Annotated in this window: 17 protein-coding genes; 14 read left to right on the top strand and 3 right to left on the bottom strand. The window is 67.6% G+C overall.

Annotated features, from left to right (window positions below; genetic code table 11):
• Nucleotides 1–22: 22 nt before the first annotated feature.
• The 4 genes from A37U_RS0139875 (at nucleotide 23) to A37U_RS0139860 (ending at nucleotide 4,520) form a co-directional block, all read left to right on the top strand.
• Nucleotides 23–2,059, top strand: coding sequence for a protein meaA (locus A37U_RS0139875; RefSeq protein ID WP_083934247.1), 2,037 nt, complete (start codon nucleotides 23–25; stop codon nucleotides 2,057–2,059).
• A gap of 93 nt (nucleotides 2,060–2,152) precedes the next feature.
• Nucleotides 2,153–3,457, top strand: coding sequence for an MFS transporter (locus A37U_RS0139870; RefSeq protein ID WP_020502248.1), 1,305 nt, complete (start codon nucleotides 2,153–2,155; stop codon nucleotides 3,455–3,457).
• Between the two features lie 40 nt (nucleotides 3,458–3,497).
• Nucleotides 3,498–3,713, top strand: a complete 216-nt coding sequence (locus A37U_RS0139865) for an SEC-C metal-binding domain-containing protein (RefSeq protein WP_020502247.1) — start codon at nucleotides 3,498–3,500, stop codon at nucleotides 3,711–3,713.
• 33 nt (nucleotides 3,714–3,746) lie between these two features.
• Entirely contained in the window at nucleotides 3,747–4,520 is a 774-nt protein-coding gene (locus tag A37U_RS0139860; RefSeq protein ID WP_020502246.1) for an enoyl-CoA hydratase-related protein, read from the top strand.
• A gap of 316 nt (nucleotides 4,521–4,836) precedes the next feature.
• Here A37U_RS0139860 and A37U_RS0139855 read toward each other — a convergent pair whose 3' ends face one another.
• Nucleotides 4,837–5,388: an NUDIX domain-containing protein gene (locus tag A37U_RS0139855; protein ID WP_020502245.1), complete on the bottom strand. Its 552-nt coding sequence runs from the start codon at nucleotides 5,386–5,388 to the stop codon at nucleotides 4,837–4,839.
• A 19-nt stretch (nucleotides 5,389–5,407) separates the two neighbouring features.
• Between A37U_RS0139855 and nucS the strand changes: the two genes are divergently transcribed.
• The 3 genes from nucS to A37U_RS0139840 all read left to right on the top strand — a co-directional run bounded on the left by nucS (nucleotide 5,408) and on the right by A37U_RS0139840 (nucleotide 8,492).
• The gene (gene nucS, locus A37U_RS0139850; RefSeq protein ID WP_026198114.1) at nucleotides 5,408–6,067 is read left to right on the top strand and encodes an endonuclease NucS; all 660 of its coding nucleotides are present in this window, start codon (nucleotides 5,408–5,410) and stop codon (nucleotides 6,065–6,067) included.
• A gap of 335 nt (nucleotides 6,068–6,402) precedes the next feature.
• Nucleotides 6,403–8,115, top strand: coding sequence for a sodium:solute symporter family protein (locus tag A37U_RS0139845; RefSeq protein WP_020502243.1), 1,713 nt, complete (start codon nucleotides 6,403–6,405; stop codon nucleotides 8,113–8,115).
• Nucleotides 8,116–8,207: 92 nt separating this feature from the next.
• Complete coding sequence (locus A37U_RS0139840) at nucleotides 8,208–8,492, top strand: hypothetical protein (protein WP_020502242.1); 285 nt, start codon at nucleotides 8,208–8,210, stop codon at nucleotides 8,490–8,492.
• 58 nt (nucleotides 8,493–8,550) lie between these two features.
• On the opposite strand, the gene A37U_RS52425 is transcribed toward A37U_RS0139840, so the two are convergent.
• A complete protein-coding gene (locus tag A37U_RS52425; protein WP_157183330.1) occupies nucleotides 8,551–8,688 on the bottom strand; it encodes a hypothetical protein in 138 nt (45 codons plus the stop codon).
• Nucleotides 8,689–8,876: 188 nt separating this feature from the next.
• Between A37U_RS52425 and A37U_RS0139830 the strand changes: the two genes are divergently transcribed.
• The 7 genes from A37U_RS0139830 to A37U_RS0139800 all read left to right on the top strand — a co-directional run bounded on the left by A37U_RS0139830 (nucleotide 8,877) and on the right by A37U_RS0139800 (nucleotide 16,110).
• Complete coding sequence (locus tag A37U_RS0139830) at nucleotides 8,877–9,860, top strand: hypothetical protein (RefSeq protein WP_157183329.1); 984 nt, start codon at nucleotides 8,877–8,879, stop codon at nucleotides 9,858–9,860.
• A gap of 247 nt (nucleotides 9,861–10,107) precedes the next feature.
• A complete protein-coding gene (locus tag A37U_RS0139825; RefSeq protein ID WP_157183328.1) occupies nucleotides 10,108–11,067 on the top strand; it encodes a DUF3558 domain-containing protein in 960 nt (319 codons plus the stop codon).
• 19 nt (nucleotides 11,068–11,086) lie between these two features.
• Nucleotides 11,087–12,088, top strand: coding sequence for a dihydroxyacetone kinase subunit DhaK (gene dhaK / locus A37U_RS0139820; protein WP_020502238.1), 1,002 nt, complete (start codon nucleotides 11,087–11,089; stop codon nucleotides 12,086–12,088).
• 19 nt (nucleotides 12,089–12,107) lie between these two features.
• Nucleotides 12,108–12,707 carry a dihydroxyacetone kinase subunit DhaL gene (gene dhaL / locus A37U_RS0139815; RefSeq protein WP_020502237.1) on the top strand — a complete coding sequence of 200 codons (600 nt, stop codon included), beginning with the start codon at nucleotides 12,108–12,110 and terminating at the stop codon, nucleotides 12,705–12,707.
• Between the two features lie 79 nt (nucleotides 12,708–12,786).
• On the top strand, nucleotides 12,787–13,458 hold the full coding sequence (gene dhaM / locus A37U_RS0139810; RefSeq protein ID WP_020502236.1) for a dihydroxyacetone kinase phosphoryl donor subunit DhaM: 672 nt from the start codon (nucleotides 12,787–12,789) through the stop codon (nucleotides 13,456–13,458).
• Nucleotides 13,459–13,550: 92 nt separating this feature from the next.
• Nucleotides 13,551–15,323: a 3-hydroxyacyl-CoA dehydrogenase family protein gene (locus A37U_RS0139805; RefSeq protein ID WP_020502235.1), complete on the top strand. Its 1,773-nt coding sequence runs from the start codon at nucleotides 13,551–13,553 to the stop codon at nucleotides 15,321–15,323.
• Nucleotides 15,313–16,110, top strand: coding sequence for a maleylpyruvate isomerase N-terminal domain-containing protein (locus tag A37U_RS0139800; protein ID WP_240437823.1), 798 nt, complete (start codon nucleotides 15,313–15,315; stop codon nucleotides 16,108–16,110). The genes A37U_RS0139805 and A37U_RS0139800 overlap by 11 nt, the downstream gene beginning before the upstream one ends.
• A 12-nt stretch (nucleotides 16,111–16,122) precedes the next feature.
• Here A37U_RS0139800 and A37U_RS0139795 read toward each other — a convergent pair whose 3' ends face one another.
• Entirely contained in the window at nucleotides 16,123–17,658 is a 1,536-nt protein-coding gene (locus A37U_RS0139795; protein ID WP_020502233.1) for a trypsin-like serine protease, read from the bottom strand.
• Between the last annotated feature and the right edge of the window lie 20 nt (nucleotides 17,659–17,678).

Raw genomic sequence — 17,678 nt, 5'->3', positions numbered from 1 at the left:
TAACCCTGCTCTGGAGGTCACGGTGCCATACCCGAACGATGCTGAGCGCGATCGTCCGTGGGTCATGCGGACCTATGCCGGTCACTCCTCGGCTGCTGCCTCGAACGAGCTCTACCGGCGAAACCTCGCCAAAGGCCAGACCGGGCTTTCGGTCGCCTTCGACCTGCCCACCCAGACCGGCTACGACCCCGATGACGAACTGTCCATCGGCGAGGTCGGCAAGGTCGGTGTGCCGGTCAGCCACATCGGCGATATGCGGGCCCTGTTCGACGGGATCCCGCTCGGCGAGGCCAACACCTCGATGACCATCAACGCCCCGGCGATGTGGCTGCTCTCGCTCTACGTCACCGTGGCGCAGGAACAGGCCGAGGCCGAGGGCAAGGACTGGAAAGAGGTCGTCGCCAAGCTCGCGGGGACCACGCAGAACGACATCATCAAGGAATACCTTTCCCGCGGCACCTACGTGTTCCCGCCCGCGCCCTCGTTGCGGCTGATCACCGATATGGTCGCCTACACGGTCAACAATGTGCCGAAGTGGAACCCGATCAACATCTGCAGTTATCACCTGCAGGAGGCGGGCGCGACCCCGACACAGGAGGTCGCCTACGCGCTGTGCACCGCGATCGCCGTGCTGGACGCGGTGCGTGATTCCGGCCAGATCGCGCCCGAGGACATGGGCCGTGTCGTCGGGCGCATCTCGTTCTTCGTCAACGCGGGGGTGCGCTTCGTCGAGGAACTGTGCAAGATGCGGGCGTTCACCGAGCTGTGGGATGAACTCACCAGGGAACGTTATGGGGTCACGGACGCGAAGGCGCGCCGGTTCCGGTACGGCGTTCAGGTGAACTCGCTCGGGCTCACCGAGGCGCAGCCGGAGAACAATGTGCAGCGCATCGTGCTGGAAATGCTCGCGGTCACGCTTTCCCGCAATGCGCGCGCCCGCGCCGTGCAGCTGCCCGCGTGGAACGAGGCGCTCGGCCTGCCCCGTCCCTGGGATCAACAGTGGGCGCTGCGCATGCAGCAGGTGCTCGCCTACGAGACGGACCTGCTCGACTACGGCGACCTGTTCGACGGTTCCACCGTGGTGGAGGCGAAGGTCGCGTCCATTGTGGAGGGTGCGCGGGCCGAGATCGACCGGGTGCAGGGAATGGGCGGCGCGGTGGCCGCGGTGGAGAGCGGGTACATGAAATCCCAGCTCGTCTCCTCGCTCGCGGAACGGCGCAGGCGCATGGAATCCGGTGAGGACGTCATCGTCGGGGTCAACAAATTCGAGGGCACCGAGCCTTCGCCGCTGCAGAGCGGGGATGTGGACGCGATCGAGACCGTCGACCCACAGGTGGAGAAGGAAGCGATCGAGGCCATCCGGAAATGGCGCGCCGAGCGGGACAGCGCCGCGGTCGTCGAGGCCCTCGAAGGATTGCGTGCCGCAGCGAAAACCGATGAGAATCTGGTCAAGGCCACCCTGCGGTGCTGCCGGGCCGGGGTCACGACCGGGGAATGGTCGCAGGCGCTGCGCGAGGAGTTCGGCGAATACCGCGCACCGACCGGCGTTTCGGGTGCTTCGGCGGCAGGCGAGGCCGGTGCGGAGATCGCCAGGGTGCGCGGCCGGGTGCAGGCCGCCGGTGAACGCATCGGCGAACGGTTGCGCCTGCTGGTCGGCAAACCGGGACTCGACGGGCATTCCAACGGCGCCGAACAGGTCGCCGTGCGCGCCAGGGACACCGGATTCGAAGTGGTGTACCAGGGAATCCGGCTCACCCCCGCACAGATCGTCGCGGCCGCCGTGCAGGAAGGCGTGCACGTGGTCGGGCTTTCCGTGCTCTCCGGTTCGCACATGGAGGTCGTGCCCGCCGTCGTCGAGGGGCTGCGCGTGAGCGGTGCCGAGGACATCCCGGTGATCGTCGGCGGGATCATCCCGCCCGAGGACGCGGCCGCGCTGCGCGCGCACGGCGTCGCGCGGGTGTTCACCCCCAAGGACTACGAACTCACCGAGATCATGGACGGGATCGTGGACGTGATCTGCGAGCAGCACGAGATCGATCCGGCCTCGGTCACCGCCTGAGCAGCCGGGCGGACTCGCCGGTCACGTCACTTGCGTTGACCGGCACGCTGCCGAACACTGTGCGCACCCGAGTCGACCGAGCAGGGATCGCGCATGTCCGAGAGCACCATCGACCGCAGTTCGGTCGACCGTAAATCGCTGGTCAAAGCATTTGCGGCCAGTCTTTCCGGCACCACGCTGGAGTACTACGACTTCGCCGCCTATTCGGTGGCCAGTGCGACGATCTTCGGGCCGCTGTTTTTCCCCGGCGACGATCCGCTGGCGTCCACGATGCTGGCCTTTTCCACGTATGCCGTGGGATATGCCGCGCGCCCGCTCGGCGGGTTCGTCTTCGGCCGCCTCGGCGATGTGCTCGGGCGCAAACGGGTGCTCGTCCTGACCCTGGTGCTCGTCGGCATCGCGACCTTCCTGATCGGTGTACTGCCCACCTACGCCACGATCGGTGGCGCCGCGCCGATTCTGCTCGTGGTGCTGCGGTTCGCCCAGGGGGTCGGCATCGGTGGCGAATGGGGCGGGGCGGTGCTGCTGTCCAGCGAGTTCGGCGATCCCCGGAAACGCGGGTTCTGGGCATCGGCGGCGCAGGTCGGTCCGCCCGCGGGAACCCTGCTCGCGAACGGGGCGCTCGCCCTGGTCAGCGCGCTCGTGACGACCGAGCAGTTCAACGACTGGGGATGGCGGATCGCTTTCCTGCTTTCCGCGCTGCTCGTGGGATTCGGGCTGTGGATCCGGGTCAAACTCGAGGAAACCCCGGTGTTCAAGGCGATCCAGGCCAAGGGGGAACGGTCCGCCGCTCCGCTGCGCGATGTGTTCCGGTACGAATGGCGGCCGCTGCTCGCCGGTATCCTCTCCCGGATCTGCCCGGACGTGCAGTACTCCCTGTTCACCGCGTTCATCCTCACCTACCTCACCCAGCAGCTCGGTCTTTCCCGTTCCGTCGGCCTCACCGCGATGCTCATCGCCTCCGGGGTGGAGCTGTTCCTGATCCCGGCCTTCGGTGCGCTGTCCGATCGGATGAATCGCAGGCTGCTGTACCTGATCGGGGCGATCGCCGCGGCGGCCCTGCCGTTCGCCTTCTTCCCGCTGATCCAGGGACGGTCGATCACCTGGCTGATCATCGGCATGATCGTCGCGCTCGCCATTCACGCCTCGATGTATGGACCGCAGGCGGCCTTCGTCACCGAGCAGTTCTCCGCGCGGCTGCGCTATACGGGCAGTTCGCTCGCCTACACGATCGCGGGCGTGCTCGGGGGTGCCATCGCGCCGTTGATCTTCACCGCGCTGCTCTCCGCGACCGGGGGCTGGCTGGCGATCGCGCTGTACCTGGCCGGTACGGCGGTGCTCACCGTGCTCGGGCTCGCGCTCGGCCGCGCCCCCGATCCGGCCGAGACCGGCGCGTAGATCGCCGAGCACGGCGAAGGACAGTGGTCCGGAATTCTTCATGCGCGAGGTCCGGGCGAATGTCGAGAACCACCCCGAGGAGTGGGGCGAGATCCTGCTCGAGGCGGCCGAGTATTTCCATATCCTCGAGGAATATGAGCAGGCCGTGGAACTGCTCGGCGAAGTGATCGCCTGGCCGCCGGAACGCAACGAGGCGTGTCGGTGCGGTTCGGGAACCAAGTACAGGAAATGCTGTGGTTGCCCCGGCTTACCCTGACAACGCCGCACCGAGCCGGTACCGTCTGCGAATATGGCCGAGTACGAACACATTCTGGTCGAGTCCGACGACGAGACCGTGCGCATCACGATGAACGAACCGAAGCGCCGCAACGCACTTTCCGAGGAACACCTCGCCGAACTGCTCGGCGCGTTCGTCGCGGCAGGGGAGAGTGATACGAGCGGGATCATCCTCGCGGGCAACGGACCCGTGTTCTCCGCGGGGCACGACTTTGCCGATGTCGCGCAGCGGGACCTGCTCGGGGTGCGCGAACTGCTGAATGTGTGCACCGAGCTGATGACCACCATCCAATCGGTGCCCCAGGTCGTGATCGCCCGCGTGCACGGACTGGCCACGGCCGCGGGGTGTCAGCTCGTCGCCAGCTGCGATCTCGCGATCGCCGCTGCCTCTGCCGGGTTCGCGCTGCCCGGTGGGAAAGGCGGGTGGTTCTGCCATACTCCCGCGGTTCCCGTCGCGCGCAGCATCGGCCGCAAGCGGCTGATGGAGATGGCGCTCACCGGGGACATCGTCGATCCGGTGACCGCCGCGGAATGGGGACTGATCAACACCGCGGTGCCCGACGAGGAGCTGGACAAATCTGTCGAGCATCTGCTCGCTCGCGCCACCCGGGGGGATCGGTCCTCGAAAGCGCTCGGCAAACAGGCCCTCTACGCCCAGCTCGACCGGCCCGAATCGGAGGCCTACTCGCACGCCATCGAGGTCATGGCCGCCGCATCACAACTGGAGGGTGCGCGCGAGGGGATGTCCGCTTTCCTGGAGAAGCGCCCGCCGGTCTGGCCGAGCTGAGCGGAACAGTGCTCACGTGCGTGAACACTGTTCTCGCCGGTGAACAGGATTCTTCGTGGTGATCAGCGCTCTCCGCTCGCCGTCCACTCGCTGCAGTGATCACCGTTCTCGATTGTGAACGCTGTTCTCGGACGAGAGCGCGCGCCGTATCCCGCCGAGGTACACCGCTCTCTGTTGCGAACACGGGTCTCGGGTATGAGCGCGCGCCGTTCCCCCTGTGAATACCGCTCTCGGTTGTGCTGGCTGTTCCGGACCGTGGCGCCTGTTCTCGGCCAAGAGCAGTGTTCTCGGTCGTGGCGCCTGTTCCGCGAAGCGATCAGTGTTCCCGGCCCGCGTTCGTGGAACGCTCGTGCAGCACCAGCCGGAGATAGGCCGCAAGCGTTTGCGCATCCGCGATCGTGCCGGATCGGATCATCGCCTCCAGTTCGGCGCGGGAGAACCACGCCGAGTTCATGTCCTGCTCCTCGAGCTCCCGGGAAGGCTCTCCTCTGATCAGCTCGGTTGCCAGGAACACGGTGCCTTGTTGGGAAGACAGCCCGGGCGCCACATCGAGGGCGCCGAGTTCGGTCATCCGCCCGGCGCGCAGTCCGGTTTCCTCGGCGAGCTCCCGTTCGGCCAGGGTCGCCGCGGGCACCTCGGCCCGTTCCGGCGCGGTGCCCTGCGGGAACTCCCAGCGGCGTGCGGAGAGTGGGTAGCGGAACTGCTCCACGAGGTGGAAGTATTCGTCTTCGTAGGGGATGACCAGGGCGTAGTGCGGTTTGTCCACGACCCCGTAGATGCCGTTGGAGCCGTCCGGGCGTTCGATGCGGTCCTCGCGGACGGTCATCCAGGAGTTCGCGTACACCTGGGTGGAACCGAGCTGTTTCATGGCACCTATCATGGCCCGCGTGCGTCTCGTGATCGCTCGCTGCCAGGTCGACTACGCGGGGCGGGTGACCGCGCACCTGCCGATGGCCATGCGTCTGTTGCTCGTCAAAGCCGACGGTTCGGTTTCGGTGCATTCCGACGACCGTGCCTACAAGCCGCTCAACTGGATGAGCCCGCCGTGCTGGGTCACCGAGGAGCCGGGCACCTGGACGGTGCAGAACAAGACGGGTGAGAAGCTCGTCATCGCCATCGAGGAAATGCTGCACGATTCCGAGCACGAGATGGGCGCCGAACCGGGACTCGTCAAGGACGGCGTCGAGGCGCACCTGCAGGAGCTGCTCGCCGAGCACATCGGCACCCTCGGCACCGGATACAGCCTCGTGCGCCGGGAATACCCCACCGCGATCGGGCCGGTCGACATTCTCGCGCGTGACGAGGGCGGGTCGACGGTCGCCGTAGAAATCAAACGCCGCGGCGAGATCGACGGCGTCGAGCAGTTGACCCGGTACCTCGAACTGCTCAACCGTGATCCACTCCTCGCGCCGGTGCAAGGCGTGTTCGCCGCACAGCAGATCAAACCGCAGGCGCGCACGCTCGCCGAGGATCGGGGTATCCGCTGCCTGACCCTCGACTACGACGCGCTGCGCGGGATCGAACCGGACGAGTTCCGCCTGTTCTGAGCCTGTTCTGAGCCCCTTCCCGGGGGCGTCGTCCCCTGATCCATCGCTCCCGGCCGAGGGTGATGCCGAACGCCCCTGTTTCGAAGCGTGATCAGGCCGCTACGTCCGAATGACGCAATGTTGACATTCGGATGTTCGGTCGATGTTCCGCGCTGTGCTGCCCTGATCACGCGTGGACAGCCCGGGCGCTGGATCGATCGACCGATCGGGGCACTCGATTCCAAATCGTTTTCTTTGGGGCCGTTCCGGTGGGTTGTTACAGGGAGTAGGGTTCCTCCCGGACCCACTGGTGTGGACTGTTGTTGGTTCTTGTTGGCTCAACGAGGAGGTGGCCGGTGCACGTACTCGCGGATGCGAACCTCCGGCTCGATGCGAGTGCGATTGACTATGTGTTGGTCGCTGTTTATTTCGTTTTGGTGCTGGGGATCGGGTTCCTCGCGCAGCGGTCGGTGAACAACAGCCTGGATTTCTTCCTCTCCGGAAGGTCCATGCCCGCATGGGTCACCGGGCTGGCGTTCATGTCGGCGAACCTGGGGGCGGTCGAGCTCGTCGGTATGACGGCGAACGGCGCACAGTACGGCGTGCCCACGGTGCACTTCTACTGGATCGGCGCGGTGCCGGCGATGGTGTTCGTCGGTCTGGTGATGATGCCGTTCTACTACGGCGCGAAGGTGCGAAGTCTGCCGCAGTTCCTGCTGCGCCGGTTCGGCAAGTTCGCGCATCTGGTGAACAGCATCAGTTTCGCGCTCGCTCAGGTGGCGCAGGCGGGCATCAACCTGTTCCTGCTGGCGACGGTGGTCGAGGCGCTGCTGGGGTGGAATCTGTGGCTCTCGGTCGCGGTCGCGGCGGTGATCGTGCTGGCGTACACCACGCTCGGCGGTCTTTCCGCGGCGATCTACACGGAGGTGCTGCAGTTCTTCGTGATCGTGGCGATGCTGGTGCCGCTGACGATCGTCGGTCTGCACCGGGTGGGCGGCTGGTCCGGCCTGGTGGACAAGATCCAGGGCTCCTCGACGGCGAATGACGCCGCCGCGCAGCTTTCTTCCTGGCCGGGCAGCAACCTGACCTCGATCGGCAACAGCACGCTCTCGGTGCTCGGCATCGTGTTCGGTCTCGGTTTCGTGCTCTCGTTCGGGTACTGGACGACGAACTTCGCCGAGATCCAGCGCGCGCTCTCGGCGAAGTCGGTCTCGGCGGCGCGGCGTACTCCGCTGATCGCGGCCTACCCGAAGACGCTGATCGTGCTGGTGATCTTCATTCCCGGGATGATCGCAGCGGTGCTTTCCGGGCCGTTCGCCAAGTGCAAGGCGGAGCTCGTCGCGGGGGCGGCGAAATGCTCCAACGGGTACGAGCCCAATGACGCGATCCAGTTACTGATCAAGGATGTGTTGCCGAACGGCATGCTCGGGGTTGCCATCGCCGGGCTGATCGCTTCGTTCATGGCGGGTATGGCGGCCAACGTGTCCAGCTTCAACACGGTGTTCACCTACGACATCTGGCAGTCGTACGTGCGCAAGGATCGCCCGGACGGCTACTACCTGCGGATCGGCCGGATCGTCACGATCGTCGGCTGTGTGCTCGCGGTCGGCGGTGCCGCGATCGCCATGGGCTTCAACAACATCATGACGTATCTGCAGGACCTGTTCAGCTTCTTCAACGCGCCACTGTTCGCGACCTTCATCATCGGGTTGTTCTGGAAGCGGATGACCGCGGCCGCGGCCGGTTGGAGCCTGATCGCGGGCACGTTGTCCGCGGTGATCGTCAACATCCTCGGCAAGGTCGAGGTACTTCCGGTCAGCGGGCAGGGGCTGTCGTTCATCTCCGCGATCGCCGCGTTCGTCATCGACATCGCCGTCGCCGTCGCCGTGACCGCCGTGACGAAACCGCGCCCGGATTCGGAGCTGACGGGCCTGGTCTGGTCGCTGACCGATCGCAAGGCGCTGCGGCGTTCCGAGGCGAGCGACGATCGGGGCTGGTACCGCAAACCGGTCGTGGTCGGCATGGGCGCGCTGGTGCTCGCCGTCGCGCTGAACATCATCTTCTGGTGAGGTGGAGAAATGACCGTGTTGCCCCGATACGACCTGTCCTGTGCTCCTCGCTCGCTGGCGCTCGCTTCGATGCTCGGAAAGGAGCGTCTCTCATGACCGAAGAAGCCAAGACGCGGCGTACCGCGGGCCTGTTCGATTTGCGCTACATCATCGCCACACTGTTCGGCGTGTTCGGCATCGTGCTGTTGATCATGGGCCTGGTGGACTTCACGGATGCCGCGGCGGCGAAGACCGGAGGGATCAACATCAACCTCTGGGTCGGCATCGTGATGATCGTGGTCGCTGCGCTGTTCGGGATCTGGGCCTGGCTGCGGCCGGTGGTCATCGAAGCGCAGGTGCGCCCGGAGGACATGCTCACTCCGGGCGAGCGGCGGTAGCCGATCGCGTTGCCCGGGGCGTCTCGAACAATGCGCGCCCGGGCAACGCGGGCCCGCCTCAGCGCAGGTGGCGCGGCGGGTTCAGGGTCTCGAGGGTCCAGTCGTCGACACGGCGGGCGATGCTGCTCAGCCGGGTCCGGGCGCGGGAACGCGAACCGCGCACGGTGGGGTGGTTGTCGCCGACGACACGGTCCATACGTGGAGCGATACGGCTCACGAACATCGGTATTCCTTCCATCGGTGTGTGGTGATCGGTGTCGGCACTGACACAGGTATCAACGCGCGAGCCATCTTGATCGTTTCCGAAGCCGCGCGTGAACCTGGTCACTGGGGCTTTTCGTGCTGTTCGGACAGGGCGGCCGCGGTCTCGGTTAGGGTGCTGCCGTGTCCTGTCGTGTATCAGCCCGTCGTGTATCGGCCGTCCTCGCCCTCGCCGTGCTGTTGCTGCTCAGCGCCTGCGGGCCGGATCTGAGCAAGAAGACCTTCGCGCGCACGACCGTGCCCGAGGCGAGCAGTCCCGACGCGGCGACCGATCCGAAGCTGGCCGGGGACCGGATGCGGAAAGTCGATCCCTGCGCGCTGCTCACCAGGCTCGGCCTGGACCGCTACGGCGAGACCGACGGGAAACCGCAGATGGGTACCGACTTCGCCGAGTGCAGCCAGCCGCTGAAGAGCAAGGCGGCGGGCGGGAAATCGGTCTCGATCGACCTCGGGACCTCGGTCAGTCCCAGCTTCACCAAGCTCACCGACAAGATCTCCGGGCTGCCCGCCCACGAGCAGTCACTCTCCGACTGCAATGAGACCGTGCTGACCGACAGCCGCAATCAGAAGGGGTTCCAGCTCTCCTACAGCGATGACCCGGAACCCGAGCAGAGCAGGTGCGCCGCGGCGCGAGCACTGTCCAAGACGGTGATCGAGGTGCTGCGCACGGATCCGCCGCCGCGCACCGACACCAACTCGCTCGCCCTCGTCGATCCCTGCGATCTCGTCGACGGCGGAACGGTGCGCGGGATCGTCGGCAGTTCGCCGGACGCTTCGCACATCGGGCTCACCCAGTGCAAGTGGACCAATGCCGCCTTCGATCTCACCGTCTCACTCGAAATCGGCGACTCGACCTTCGTGCCCAAGGACAAGGATGTGGACCTGGGCAACGGGGTCAAGGCGGGTCAGTCCGGGATGTCCGGCGTGCAGGGCTGCGCGATCGAGTGGTTGCACAAGCCGGACACCGGCGAAAGCGAACCGGGACTCGGCCGCAAGGACGAGATGGTGAAGGTCTCGGTCGAGGACAAGAAGAACTCGCACGCGGACGTCTGTGGGAAGGCGATCGGCGCGGCCAAGGTCGTGCTGCCCAAACTGCCGCAGCGTTGAGAGCACGCCGGGGAACCCATGTCCTGCTGCGCCGCGACCTCGGCGAAGTACCTTCGCATGCCAATCGGCGATCCGCTGCGTTGTCGCCGAGCACCATAGCCCCGCTATGGCTCAACGCTCCGCCTTGCTGATCTCGGGTGCGGGCGCCCCGCAGGGCACCGCCGATCCGACTCCCGCTCGCGACGGACGAGGGTTCCCAGACGCACTCTGGCCAGCGCACACCACTGGCGTCCATTAGTGTGTCGACGTGCCTCGTCGAGTACTCCGGCCGTTCGGGTTCGCCACCCTCGGCTGTGCCGCCGTGCTGCTGCTCACCGCGTGCGGCGGAGCGGACACGGCCAAGCAGACCTTCCCGCGCACCACGATTCCCGGCGCGACCGAGCCGGACGCCGCGATCGATCCGCGGCTGGCCGCCGATCGGCTGCGCCTCGTCGATCCGTGCGCGCTGCTCGGCAATCTGCCGCTGGACCGCTTCGGCGGCGCGCACGGCAAGCCCTCGATTCCGGTCGATCCGGGGGACTGCGATCAGGATCTCGGCGACGGCAAGCAGATCGGGCACTACGCCGAGGTGCAGCTGGGCACCGAGATCGATCCGGAGGACACCAAGCTCAGCTCACACGTGGAAGGCCTGCCCTCGAGCGAATCGGACTCGGGTGAGTGCAGCGAGAAGATCCTCACCGACTCCCACGCCAAGCGGGGTATCTGGCTGCGTTATGTGGACGGGCAGACCGTGAACTGCCCGGCGGCGCGCACCCTGGCCACCGAGCTGATCCGGACGCTGCGCCAGAACCCGCCGCAGCGCACCGGAAGAGGTTCGGTCACCGCGGCGCGCGCCTGCGCGACCGTGGACGGCGGGACCCTGAAGGCGGTGCTCGGCGAGACCCCGGCCGGGAAGGGGACCGGGCTGTTCGACTGTAAGTGGCGGGGCGGCTCCTTCGGGCTCGAGCTGGCCTTCCAGATCGGCGAGGCCATCACCGTCATAGGCGATAAGGACAAGGTCGACCTGGGCAACGGGATCGCCGCCAAGAAACAGGCACCGCCCGGTGCGGCCGGTTGCGAGCTCACCTGGGCGCACAAACCGCTCGCGGACGGGCAGAGTGAGCTGGTCACCGTGAGCCTCACCGATGAACTGCGTGCGGGCGGGGATATCTGTCCAAAAGCCGCACAGGTCGCCAAACTCGTGGTGGGCAAGCTGCCCAGACCGTGAACGCGATTGGAGCACGCCGATGAAAAAGGTCATGGGTGACCCGGAGCAGGTAGTCGGTGACGCCTTGCTCGGCATGTCCGCCGCGTATCCGGAGCTGCTCACCGTGCGGCGGGATCCGGCCGTCGTCCTGCGCGCGGGCGGACCGCGGCTCGGCGAGGTCGCGGTGATCTCCGGTGGTGGTTCGGGACATGAACCGCTGCACGCGGGCTTCGTCGGGGACGGCATGCTCGCCGCGGCCTGCCCGGGTCCGGTGTTCACCTCGCCGACCCCGGACCAGATGACCGCGGCGATCGAAGCGAGCGACAGCGGTGCGGGGGTGCTGCTGATCGTGAAGAACTACACCGGGGATGTGCTGAATTTCGAGACGGCGGCGGAACTCGCGGAGGCCGAGGGGCACCGGGTACGCACCGTGGTGATCGATGACGATGTGGCGGTCACCGATTCCACGCACACCGCGGGCCGCAGGGGCGTCGGCGGCACGGTACTGCTGGAGAAGATCGTCGGTACCGCGGCGGCGGAGGGGACCGATCTGGACGGCTGCGCGGCGCTCGCCGAAGGGATCGTCGCCACGGTGCGTTCGATGGGCGTCGCGCTCTCCGCGCCGACCGTTCCGCATGTCGGGCAGCCGAGTTTCACGCTCGCCGAGGATGAGCTGGAGCTCGGTGTCGGCATCCACGGCGAGCCCGGGCGCGAGCGGGTCCCGTTCGTGGACGCCGAGCACATCGTGCGCTCGCTGCTCGATCCGATCCTCGCCGATCTGCCGTTCGCCCCCGGGGAAGAGGTGCTGCTGTTCACCAATTCGCTCGGCGCGACCCCGCAGCTGGAGCTCTACACCGCGCACGGCATCGCGGAACGCCTGCTCGCCGAGCGGGACATCCGGGTGAGCAGGCGGCTGACGGGCCCGTACATCACGAGCCTGGACATGCAGGGGATCAGCCTCACCGTGCTGCGCATGGACGGCGAGCGCGCACGCTACTGGGACGCGCCGGTGCACACTCCCGCGCTGCGGTGGGGTCGGTAATCGAGAAGGAGACGAAGCGATGGCTTGCACGGGCGAGGATGTACGCGCGGCGCTGTACCGGGTGGTGGAGACCGTCCGGGAACACCGCGACGAGCTCGTCGAACTCGACCGGGTGATCGGCGACGGCGACCACGGCGAGAACCTCCGGCGCGGGTTCGACGCCTGGGCGGCCGCGCCCACCGGGGAGAGCCCGGCCGAGGTGCTGAAACAGCTGGCGACCACGCTGATCTCGAAGGTCGGCGGCGCCGCCGGCCCGTTGTACGGCACCGCTTTCCTGCGCGCCTCGACCGCGGTCAGGGACCTCGCGGAGCTCGACGCGGCCGCGGTGGTCGCGGCACTGCGCGCCGGACTGGACGGGGTCGTCGCGCGTGGCAAGGCCGAGCCCGGAGACAAGACCATGGTCGACGCGCTCGCGCCCGCCGTGACGGCCGCCGAGTCCGCGGTGACGGTCAGCGAAGCACTCGAAGCCGCGGCACGCGCCGCGGCGGAAGGGGCGGAGGCGACCCGGGATCTGGTGGCCCGCAAGGGAAGGGCCTCCTATCTGGGGGAGCGCAGCGCCGGGCACATCGATCCGGGCGCCCGGTCCACCGCGCTGATCCTGCGGGCACTGCTCCCGTGACGCTGTTAGCCCGATCGCCCCTGCCCGGTGCTCCTCGCTCGCTGGCGCTCGCCGCGATGCTCGGCAAGGAGGCGCTCTCGTGATCTCGCTCGTACTGGTCTCACACAGTGCCCGGCTCGCCGAGGGGCTTGCCGAGCTCGCCGGGCAGATGGCCCCGGACGTCCCGATCGCGGGCATCGGCGGGCTCGAGGGTGCGCTCGGCACCGACTTCGCGGCGGTGCACGCCGCACTCGAAGCCTGCGAGGGCGAGGTCGCCGTGCTCTACGACCTCGGCAGCGCGCGGATGACCGCCGAGCTGGCGATCGAATCGCTCGCCGAACCGGATCGCGCCGTCCTCGTCGAGGCCCCTTTCGTGGAGGGCGCCGTGGCCGCGGCGGTCGCCGCGCAGGGCGGGGAGGGGCTGCGTGCGGTGATCGATGCCGCGGTCAGCGCGGGTACCCGGGCGGAGGCTACGGCGGCCGCCGAGGGCTGTGTTCTTGCCGAGAGAGCCGGGTTCACCGCCGAACTGGTCAACGAGATCGGCCTGCACGCCCGGCCCGCCGCGGCGCTGGCCCGTGCGGTCGCCGGGCTGGACGCACGCGTCACCGTGACCAAGGGCGGGCAGCGGGCCGATGCGGCGAGCGTGCTCGGCCTGCTCGGACTGGACGCGCGCAAGGGTGATTCGCTCGTGGTGACCGCGGACGGGGCCGATGCCACGCGGGCGCTCGAGGCGGTGCGCGGGCTCATCGAAAGTGGTTTCGGAGAGTCCTGAACCGATTGCGTGGCGAGTTTCACGCCTTGAGCAGGGCGTTCCATGGCACGATGGCCGATATTACCCGGAGGTAACCAAGCGGAGGTAATGCCGTGGCACGTGAATTCGGTTCGGTCGGCGTGATCGGTCTGGGCACCATGGGGTCCGGGATCGCGGAGGTACTCGCGCGCAGCGGGATCGCCGTGGTCGCCGTCGAGGTCGACGCGGAGGGGATCGAACGCGGCCGCGAGCATCTGAACCGTTCCACGCAGCGTGCGGTGGACAAGGAGAAGATCGACGCGAAGGCCAGGGAGGCGCTGCTCGGGCGGATCACCTGGACCGAATCGCTCGCCGACCTCGCCGGGGTGGACCTGGTCATCGAGGCGGTCCCGGAGAGCCTGGAGCTGAAGTCCCGCATCTTCGCCGAGGTGGACGAGATCGTCGGTGCGGAGACCATCATCTGCTCGAACACGTCCTCGCTTTCGGTCACCGAGATCGGCGTGCGCACGAAACGGCCCGGCAAGGTCGTCGGGATGCACTTCTTCAATCCGGCTCCGGTGCAGAAGCTCGTGGAGATCGTGCGCACCGTCGTCACCGAACCGGCGGTCATCGAGGAGGTGGTCGCGTTCGTCGAGAAGCTGGGCAAGACCCCGGTCGTCGTCGGGGACCGCGCCGGATTCATCGCGAACGCGCTGCTTTTCGGGTACCTCAACCATGCGGTGACCATGTACGAGCAGAGTTACGCCAGCCGCGAGGATCTGGACGCGGCCATGCGGTACGGCTGCAACTACCCGATGGGCCCGCTGCAGCTGCTCGATCTCATCGGACTGGACACCGCGTACGAGATCCTAGAATCGATGTACCGCCAGTCCCGCAACCGCTTGCACGCCCCGGCCCCGCTGCTCAAGCAGATGATCACCGCGGGCCTGTGCGGGCGCAAGACCGGGCGCGGCTTCTACAGCTATGACGGGCCGGATTCGCCGAACGTGGTCGCGGACGCGGAATCCGCGGCCGCCGCGATCGATACCGCCACCGCGCGCCCGATCCGATCGGTCGGCGTGGTCGGCACCGGGACCATGGCCACCGGAATCGTCGAGGTGCTGGCGAAATCCGGGTACCCGGTGGTGCTGCGCGCGCGCAGCACGGAGAAAGCCGCGGCCGCGCTGGCGAAGGTGCGCAAATCCCTGGACAAGCAGGTGTCGAAGGGCAGGCTGGAGGAATCCGCCGCCGAGGAGATCGTCGGCCGGATCACCCCCGCCGCGGAATTCTCCGCACTGGCGCAAGTGGACATCGTGATCGAGGCCGTCGCCGAGGAACTGCCGATCAAACAGGAAGTGTTCGCCGCGCTGGACAAGGTCGCCAAGCCGGGCGCCATCCTCGCGACCACGACCTCCTCGCTTCCGGTCGTGGAGTGCGCCGCGGCGACCTCCCGGCCCGCGGATGTCATCGGCATGCATTTCTTCAACCCGGCCCCGGTGATGAAACTTGTCGAGGTGGTGCGCACCATCGCCACCGCGAGCGATGTGGTCGCTACCGTGCACGCCCTTTCCGAAAAGGTCCGCAAGCACCCGGTGCACTGTGCCGACCGGGCCGGTTTCATCACCAACGCGCTGCTTTTCCCGTACCTCAACGATGCGGTGAACATGCTCGAGGCGCATTACGCGACCGCGGACGACATCGACACCGCGATGAAGGTCGGCTGCGGACTGCCCATGGGCCCGTTCGAACTGCTCGACGTGGTCGGCCTGGATGTCTCCCTGGCCATCGAGCGCACCCTGTACAACGAGTTCCGCGAGGCCGGGTACTCCCCGGCACCGCTGCTCGAGCACCTGGTCACCGCGGGTCGCCTCGGCCGCAAGACCGGCAACGGATTCCGTGCATACTAAGGAAATTTCCGCCATCCCGGTCGCCGAAGCGGTGGCCGGGACGGCCAGGCGGTTCACCGAGCTCGCGGTTTCCGCGCCGGACGAGGACGCGGTGGTGGCGGCGACCCCGGCCTGGTCGGTGACCGATGTACTCGGGCATGTCGCGATGGAACCCTCGCGCTACCGGGACCTCGCCCTCGGCAGGGGCGAATGGCCTTCGCGGGTCGCCGATCTGCCCGCGTTCAACGCCGAGCAGGTGCGGACCCTGCCGACCAGGGACCGCGCCGATCTGGCCGGGATCCTGCTCGCGGACACCGATGCCCTGCTCGCCACGATCGCCGAATTCGGTGACCGGCCGCCGCTGATGAACTTCGACGGCGATCAGCGGGTGCGTGCCGATCTCGCGCTCGGCACCCTGCTCGGCGAATTCGTGGTGCACGGCTACGACATCGCACGTTCGCTCGGCAAGCCGTGGCCCATCGAACCCTCGCACGTGCCGATCATCATGGCCGGACTGCACCAGATTCTGCCCGGCTGGGCCAAATCCCCGGCGCACACCGCGAGCTATGCACTGCGGCTGCGCGGTCTCGCCAGCTATACCTACGTCTTCCGGGATGGCGAGCTGACCGTGGACCCGGCCGAACCGGGGCGCATCGATGTGCGCCTGAGCCTCGAACCGGTGACCGCCCTGCTGCTCAACTATGGCCGGATCGGCCCGGTGAAACCCGCGCTGACCGGCAAAGCCCTTGTCTGGGGGCGGAAACCGTGGCTCGGTCCCGGTCTCGTCGGCCGGTTCCACAGTCCGTGAGCCACCCCGGCGTCAGGGTTTGATGAGGGTGCAGCCGGGCCGGTCGAGGTCCAGCTCGGAACCGGCGGTCAGGCAGCCCGGGATCATCCGGACCTGCTGGCCGTAACCGCGTCCCTTGACCGAACTGACGGCACCGTCCGCGGCCACCTCGCAGGGATTGTTCTCGGTGCACCGGGCGCCGCTTTCGTTGTGCGTGTTGTGGATTCCCACGATCGTGCGGCCGTCCGGGGCGAGCAGCGCCGAGCCGGACATGCCGTGCTGTGGCAGGCAGCTTTTGCTTTCGCCGTAACGGATCGAGCCGTCCTGCTGGTATCCGCCCTCGCGCAGCCGCGGGACGATCGCCTCGGCGGTGCACGACAGGCGTTCACTGGAGTAGGCCATGCTCAGCTTGTCACCCGCACGTACCGGGCTGGTGCCGAGCCGGAAAACCTTGGCATGCTTGGCTTCCAGTTGCGCGTAACTCGTGTCCAGGCGGTAGAGCGCGATATCGGTGCCGGTCATCGTCGCGTACATCAACCGGTTCGCGTGCGCGGTGACCCGCGGATAGCCCTGGTGATCGGCGATCGGTACCGAAAGATCGGCCGGCTGATCGACCGATGCCTTCCCTGGTGCGGGGCGATCGCCTGTCGTGCAGTGGCCGTTGGTCAGCAGCAGCGCCGGATCCTGTTGCCGGGCATCGGGGGAACGGACCACCGAACCGGTGCAACCGTTGAGGGAGACGGCTTCCGCCACATTCGGGATCGTGCTGTCCGGGGGTATGTGCGCCCCGGAGATGATGCCATCGATCCAATCGGTGTGCCGGGTGACATCCGTGTAGTCGACCGGCTTTCCGTCCCCGGAGGGGCCGGTGACCACGCCGGCGAGCACCCACTCGCCGCCCTCAGGGACCAGTGCCGGTCCGCCCGAATCCATATTGGTCGCGACGACCGCGCCGTCGCGGCTGCCGACGCACAGCTCACCGACGGAGCTGGCCGGGCACGCCGAAGCCGCCTGCACCTCGGTGTCCGCCTGATGCAGTGTGGTGGGGAAACAGGACGGGGTGGAGTCGGCCTGGTCGCAGAGCGTGCCCCAGCCCATGATCCGCGCCGGGGTGCCCGGTTTCGGGGTGTGCGCGGCGATCCGGATCGGCTTGGCGCGCACCGGCTCGCGCAGATGCAGCAGGGCGAGGTCGCGGCCCCAGATGCTGCCCGGATCCTGGAAGGTGGACAGCCGGTAGTAGTGGTCGACCTCGGCGAGCTCACCTCCGGATGTGGTCTCGCGCGAACCGACCCGCACCTTCCACCCCTTGGGCACACCTGTACGGGCCCCGGTGGGATTCTTACCCGCGCAGTGGCTGGCGGTCAGTACCCATTGCGGGGCAAGGACTTCCACTCCGCAGCCGTGGTGATCCGCGCGCGGCGGCGCCGGATACTCGGGCTGGAACGAGCCCGCGAACGAGTAGGCGTGCGGTGCCGGGGCGCCGCCGTGGATCGCCAGCGCCGGGGCGGTGCTCAGCACGGCGACGAGCAGGGCACCGGCGACACCGAACAGCAGACGAGGTTTTCTCATGCGGCTCACCCTGCCCCGGG

This window comes from Sciscionella marina DSM 45152 (genome assembly GCF_000379465.1).
Taxonomy (GTDB): Bacteria; Actinomycetota; Actinomycetes; order Mycobacteriales; family Pseudonocardiaceae; genus Sciscionella; species Sciscionella marina.
This window is presented reverse-complemented; position numbering and strand designations above follow the sequence as displayed.